Origin of the sequence: Vibrio sp. 1557, assembly GCF_033340175.1 — a bacterium.
GTDB lineage: Bacteria > Pseudomonadota > Gammaproteobacteria > Enterobacterales > Vibrionaceae > Vibrio > Vibrio alginolyticus.
Genome location: NZ_JAWOVZ010000017.1, coordinates 90,904 through 97,198, shown reverse-complemented (window position 1 = coordinate 97,198; position 6,295 = coordinate 90,904). Strand labels below are relative to the sequence as shown.

The 6,295-nt window shown below is 46.9% G+C and carries 6 protein-coding genes; all 6 read right to left on the bottom strand.

The genetic code is table 11. The features are described 5' to 3' along the window. Positions 1 to 147: 147 nt before the first annotated feature. The 6 genes from ribBA to proB all read right to left on the bottom strand — a co-directional run bounded on the left by ribBA (position 148) and on the right by proB (position 6,291). On the bottom strand, positions 148 to 1,257 hold the full coding sequence (gene ribBA / locus R7070_RS18030) for a bifunctional 3,4-dihydroxy-2-butanone-4-phosphate synthase/GTP cyclohydrolase II (RefSeq protein ID WP_005381573.1): 1,110 nt from the start codon (positions 1,255 to 1,257) through the stop codon (positions 148 to 150). 173 nt (positions 1,258 to 1,430) lie between these two features. Next, entirely contained in the window at positions 1,431 to 2,084 is a 654-nt protein-coding gene (locus tag R7070_RS18025) for a riboflavin synthase (RefSeq protein WP_005381574.1), read from the bottom strand. A gap of 8 nt (positions 2,085 to 2,092) precedes the next feature. Next, positions 2,093 to 3,220, bottom strand: coding sequence for a bifunctional diaminohydroxyphosphoribosylaminopyrimidine deaminase/5-amino-6-(5-phosphoribosylamino)uracil reductase RibD (gene ribD, locus R7070_RS18020; protein WP_182016573.1), 1,128 nt, complete (start codon positions 3,218 to 3,220; stop codon positions 2,093 to 2,095). A 7-nt stretch (positions 3,221 to 3,227) separates the two neighbouring features. Continuing rightward, a complete protein-coding gene (gene nrdR / locus R7070_RS18015) occupies positions 3,228 to 3,677 on the bottom strand; it encodes a transcriptional regulator NrdR (protein WP_005381578.1) in 450 nt (149 codons plus the stop codon). Positions 3,678 to 3,883: 206 nt separating this feature from the next. Next, entirely contained in the window at positions 3,884 to 5,134 is a 1,251-nt protein-coding gene (locus tag R7070_RS18010; RefSeq protein ID WP_213965672.1) for a glutamate-5-semialdehyde dehydrogenase, read from the bottom strand. 17 nt (positions 5,135 to 5,151) lie between these two features. Continuing rightward, positions 5,152 to 6,291, bottom strand: a complete 1,140-nt coding sequence (proB, locus tag R7070_RS18005; protein ID WP_137281755.1) for a glutamate 5-kinase — start codon at positions 6,289 to 6,291, stop codon at positions 5,152 to 5,154. Positions 6,292 to 6,295: the final 4 nt, after the last annotated feature.

Here is a 6,295-nt window from a genome sequence, read left to right as displayed (position 1 = left end):
ATAAGTGAAATATGTTCATCAAGTGAGAATCGCCGGATTCTAGCACAAATTTGTGAGCAATATCTAATGGAAATTGGAGGCAAATCACCGGTTCCTAGCCATTGACGAGTTAAGCACGTCAAAGACTAGGAACTTATTGTTCGGTTGTTACTCGCAGACGTACTCAACAACGTTCAGACCAAAACCACCTAACGCGTGGTACTTTTTGTTGGTCGATGACAGAAGGCGCATATCATGTACACCGAGATCCGCAAGAATCTGTGAACCAACGCCAACACGGCGAGACGTGCCTTGTTTTTTAGCAAGCGTTGGGGCTTCACCTTTGTCTTGCGCTTCGAACATCTTCACGCGATGAATAAGTAGATCGGTCGATTCTTCATGGCCAAGAACAACCAGCACACCGCCTTCTTCACCAATGCGTTTCATTGCCTTATCTAGTGTCCAGCTGCGCTCTGCATTACGATCGCTACGTAGTAAGTCGGTAAAAACGTCTTGAAGATGAACGCGAACCAGTGGCGCTTTTTCTTTCAAATCGCCCTTGCACATTGCGTAGTGCACTTGGTTATCAATGGTGTCTTTGTACGTGACTAACGTGAACTCGCCAAACTCTGTCGGTAACTTGCACTCTGCCACACGTTCAATCGTTGTCTCAGTGTTATTGCGGTACTCAATTAGGTCGGCAATAGTGCCCAATTTAATACCGTGCTTCTCTGCAAAGATCTCTAGATCTGGGCGACGAGCCATCGTGCCGTCGTCATTTAAGATCTCAACAATCACCGATGCTGGCTCTAAACCAGCAAGACGAGCCAAATCACAGCCAGCTTCAGTGTGACCTGCACGAGTCAGTACACCGCCGTCTTGAGCTGCGAGAGGGAAGATGTGACCAGGCTGCACCAAATCCGCAGCTTTAGCGTTTGGCGCGACTGCTGCTTGAACGGTACGTGCGCGATCTGCGGCTGAAATACCAGTCGTTACCCCTTCTGCTGCCTCAATCGAAACAGTAAAGTTGGTGGTGTATTGCGCATTATTGTCTTGCACCATTGGTGGCAGACCTAGACTTTCGCAACGATCTTTGGTCATGGTTAAACAAATCAGGCCACGGCCATAGGTTGCCATAAAGTTGATGGCTTCCGGCGTAATATGCTCGGCAGCCATGATCAAGTCACCTTCATTCTCGCGGTCTTCATCATCCATTAGGATGACCATTTTGCCTGCGCGAATATCATCAATAATTTCTTGTGGCGTACTGATTGGCATAGTCTGTTATCCCGTTATTCTAAATTTGTTATTGCGACAGCAATGAAAAATTACGTTGCAGTGAATGCTAGTTAGGTCAATAGTTTGAGCTTTGCATTAAGCAAGTCAATGAATCTCGCGGTGTTCTGTGAGTCTGCTCTTTATCGCATGCCTCACGCAGCCACTCCCAAGACTTATGCAAAACCGTTTTGCTGTAAAAAGTCCATCGTGATACGAGACTCGGCCTTATCTTCTTGTTGTCCTTGCAGTAAACGCTCCATATAACGCGCAAGTACATCAACTTCTAAGTTGACTTTGCGCCCCACTTGAAACTGGTCAATCGTAGTTTCTTCACTCGTATGAGGAACGATCGTCAGCTTAAAAGCATTTTTACGTAAGTCGTTGACGGTTAGGCTAATACCATCAACAGTAATCGAGCCTTTCTCTGCAACGTACTTGCTAATTTCCGCAGGCATTGCAACCCAAAACTCTATCGCACGGCCAACTGAATTGCGTTCGACAATTTCACCAACCCCATCGACATGGCCAGAAACGATATGTCCACCCAATCGCGTTGTTGGCAACATGGCTTTTTCTAGATTCACCTTATCGCCTACTTGGTATTCAGCAAACCCAGTTTTCTTCAAGGTTTCTAATGACAGATCAGCACTGTAATAGTGGCTTCCGAAGTCAACTACCGTTAAGCAAACACCGTTGGTCGCAATGCTATCGCCTAACTTAACGTCTGACATATCAAGCGTACCCGTTTCAACCGTGACGGTGATGTCTTCGCCCTTCGGCGTAATCGCAGCTAACTTGCCAACTGCTTCTACTATTCCTGTAAACATACTATTTCTTATCTAATTTCATTACGTTTTATGGTGGCCGTGATGCGAATGTCTACCCCAACCATACGAACGTCTGTAATGTTTAAATCTATGACGTCAGCCATAGCGCTTAACCCTAAAGCACCGATAAGCCCCCGACCATCGCTGCCCATGAGTTTTGGCGCAAGGTAAACAATGAGCTCATCTACAAGATTAGCCTTTATCATCGCACTCGCTAGCGTAGCTCCAGCTTCAACCCATAAGTGATTGATATGGTGCTCATCAGAGATACGCTTTAATGTCGTTGATAAGTCAATTTGGTCAGCGCTGTCCAATAGAGGGATACAGTCTCCATCAGAGCGAACAATAACTCGTTCTCCATCGGTATGGAACAGCTTGAGCGCATCAGTTAAATGGTTCTGACGGTCTAAGATTACACGTACTGGTTGACGAAGCTCTTCTTGTAAATACTGCGCTTGAACACTTTTAGGTAAGTCATCCCAGCGCACATTGAGTGATGCATTATCATCAATCACCGTTTTGCTAGTAGAAAGAATGCCACCACTTATCGCTCGATAACGCTGCACATCTTGGCGGGCCGCTGGGGAGGTGATCCATTGGCTCTGACCATTACTGAGTGCGCTTTGCCCATCCAAACTGGCTGCCATTTTTAATTGAACAAACGGCATGCCTGTACGCATGTACTTTATAAAACCAGGGTTAAGGGCAAGGGCATCTTGCTCTAACAAGCCGATTTGTACTTCAATTCCGGCATCACGTAACATCTGGATGCCGCGACCTGCAACTTTCGGGTTTGGGTCTACCATGGCGCAAACCACACGTGCCACTTTGGCTTTAATCAGCCCTTCGGCACATGGCGGTGTACGGCCGTAATGAGAGCAAGGTTCTAGCGTCACATAAGCGGTTGCACCAACTGTTTTTTCACCCGCCATGCGCATCGCGTGCACTTCGGCATGCGGCTCACCAGCACGATGGTGATAGCCTTCACCGACAATTTCTTCATCACGAACGATGACACACCCTACATTTGGATTAGGGGCGGTGGTGTAAATGCCACGTTTCGCTAACTTAATAGCTCGTGACATCATGGCGAAATCTAAATCAGAAAACGCTCTTTCAGGAGTGTGTTGAGTCATGAGCTACTCAGTCTTCTAGGCGGGCAATCTCTTCGCCAAACTCGCGAATATCTTCAAAGCTGCGGTAAACCGAAGCAAAACGAATGTAAGCCACCTTATCGAGCTCTTTGAGCTGGTCCATGACTAAATTACCAATCATTTCACTCGGAACCTCTCGCTCACCCGTCGCACGCAGTTGTGATTTGATCATACTGATCGCTAATTCTATAGAATCGGCACTCACTGGGCGTTTCTCTAAAGCGCGTTGAATACCGCCGACCATTTTATCTTCATCAAATGGTTCACGGTTGCCATTCGATTTGATCACTTTAGGCATCACTAACTCTGCGCTTTCAAACGTAGTGAAACGCTCGCTACACGCCAAGCACTGACGGCGACGTCGAACTTGATGGCCATCAGCCACTAAGCGGGAATCAATAACTTTGGTATCGTTCTCGGAACAAAAAGGACAATGCATATCACCTCCATATCTATACCAAAATAACCTCATGAGCAATCACGGATAACCACGCGTTCATGGTTATACGGACTCTATTAAAGCTATTTGGGTATAACGCTTTCAAACCGAAATAAAAGCTCATGTAGTGTAGCGGAATTGGTATGTTAGACAAAACAAAAAGGGGCGCAAAGGCCCCTTTTTCACTCAAGATCTCGTCGAATGTGTTAACTGCGTGCTAAGTAGTTCGCTTTACCAACCCACTTGTAGCTAGTTAGCTCTTCTAAGCCCATCGGACCGCGTGCATGTAGCTTTTGCGTAGATACTGCGACTTCTGCGCCAAGGCCAAATTGCGCACCGTCTGTAAAGCGCGTTGAAGCATTCACATAAACCGCCGCCGAACCGACAGAATTGATGAACAGTTCTGAGTTTTCCAAACTATTGGTCATGATCGCATCTGAGTGGCTCGCGTTATGGACACGCATATGATCAATGGCATCTTTCACATCAGACACAACTTTCACACCAAGAGTGTAGCTCAACCATTCCGTATCAAAGTCACCTTCAACAGCATCGCGAATTTGTGTTGCTTGAGCCATCAGTGCTTTTGCCTTAGGCTCTATCACGAAGGTCACTTTATCGTTCATGCGCTCTACGATCATTGGTAGGAATTGCGCTGCAATTTTTTCATGCACGAGCAGCGTATCTAATGAGTTACACGCAGATGGACGTTGAACTTTAGAGTTCTCAACCACATTCAGGGATTTCTCTAGATCAGCGGATTCGTCGACAAAGATATGGCTGATACCAAAGCCACCAATAATCACCGGAATCGTGCTGTTTTCTTTACACATTTTGTGTAGGCCAGCACCACCGCGTGGAATGATCATGTCGACGTAATCGTCCAACTTAAGCAATTGAGAAACAAGCTCACGATCTGGTTTTTCAATGTACTGCACAGAAGCGGCTGGAAGGTTCGCCTTTGCGAGCGCAGACTGAATAACCTTCACTAATTCCATATTCGAGAAAAAGGTCTCTTTGCCACCACGTAAAATGCTTGCGTTGCCGGTTTTCAAGCACAACGCTGCAATATCAATGGTTACGTTTGGACGCGCTTCATAAATTACGCCCACGACACCAAGCGGCACACGACGACGAGACAGTGACATCCCATTTTCCAGTACCTTACTGTCTATTTCGCTGCCTACAGGATCGTTCAGGCTAATGACGTTGCGAACATCATTCGCAATTGCAGTCAATCGTTCTTCATTAAGCAAAAGGCGATCGAGCAGCGCATCGGTTAAACCCGCTTCACGGCCAAGTTCGATGTCTTTAGCGTTTGCCGCCAAAATAGCAGCAGAGTTTGCTTCTAGTTCATCAGCAATGATGGCTAATGCTTGGTTCTTTTGCGCAGTTGACGCTGTCGCTAATTCGAAAGCTGCATCTTTAGCAGCTTTACCCATATTCGTTAAATCCACTTTGCTTCCCTCTAATTCTATTCCTGAATGACGACCAAATCATCGCGGTGAATCACCTCAGAGCCATAATCATGACCCAAAATAGAGATGATATCTTTACTGTGCTTACCAGTAATTTTAGTTAGGTCATCACTTGAGTAGGCGCTGATGCCACGAGCCACCAACTTACCGTGAGTGTTTGTTACACGCGCCACTTCGCCTCGTGCGAAGTCACCACTAACTTTGATGACCCCTTTAGCAAGTAGGCTACTGCCTTTGCCGACCACAGCATTGACTGCACCATCATCAATAACGATGTCGCCCGATGCCGCAGGTCCCGCTAGAATCCAGCGTTTACGGTTCTCTAAGGCTTCAGCGCAAGGTAGGAAGCGCGTGCCCTGAGGTTCAGCACTTAAAGAGTCAAAGATAACATTCGGCGCACTACCAGCAGCAATAATAACCTCGATACCTGCGCGGCGAGCGATGTCTGCGGCTTGCAGCTTCGTTGCCATACCACCAGTACCCAATGTTGTACCGCTTCCACCTGCGATTTTACGCAGCGTATCGTCGATGGTTTTTACTTCCTTGATAAGCTCTGCGTTCGGATCTTTACGAGGATCAGCAGTAAACAGACCTTTTTGGTCCGTTAAAAGCAAGAGCTTATCTGCACCACATAAAATGCCTACCAAAGCGGAAAGGTTGTCGTTATCGCCAACTTTAATCTCGCTAGTCGCAACGGCATCATTTTCGTTTACGATAGGAACAATATCGTTCGCAACGAGCGCATTAATAGTGTCACGCGCGTTAAGGAATCGCTCACGATCTTCTAAATCGGCACGGGTTAGTAGCATTTGGCCGATCTTGATACCATAAATACCAAACAAAGACTCCCATGTTTGAATCAAGCGGCTCTGCCCCACCGCGGCAAGTAACTGCTTACTCGCCATCTCGTTGGGCAATGCGGGGTAACCAAGATGCTCACGGCCTGCTGCAATCGCACCAGACGAAACCATTACGATTGAATGGCCTTGTTTTTTAAGCTCAGCACACTGGCGTGCTAACTCAACCATGTGTGCACGGTCGAGTGCCAGAGTGCCGCCTGTCAGCACACTTGTACCCAGTTTCACAACGACAGTTTGTGGTTGTGAAACAACTGCATTTTGTTGATTCGTTGTCATGATG

Excerpts from the sequence above, each read along its gene's own strand:
- ribBA (WP_005381573.1), bottom strand. The coding sequence starts at position 1,257 with ATGCCAATCAGTACGCCACAAGAAATTATTGATGATATTCGCGCAGGC.
- R7070_RS18025 (WP_005381574.1), bottom strand. The coding sequence starts at position 2,084 with ATGTTTACAGGAATAGTAGAAGCAGTTGGCAAGTTAGCTGCGATTACG.
- ribD (WP_182016573.1), bottom strand. The coding sequence starts at position 3,220 with ATGACTCAACACACTCCTGAAAGAGCGTTTTCTGATTTAGATTTCGCC.
- nrdR (WP_005381578.1), bottom strand. The coding sequence starts at position 3,677 with ATGCATTGTCCTTTTTGTTCCGAGAACGATACCAAAGTTATTGATTCC.
- proB (WP_137281755.1), bottom strand. The coding sequence starts at position 6,291 with ATGACAACGAATCAACAAAATGCAGTTGTTTCACAACCACAAACTGTC.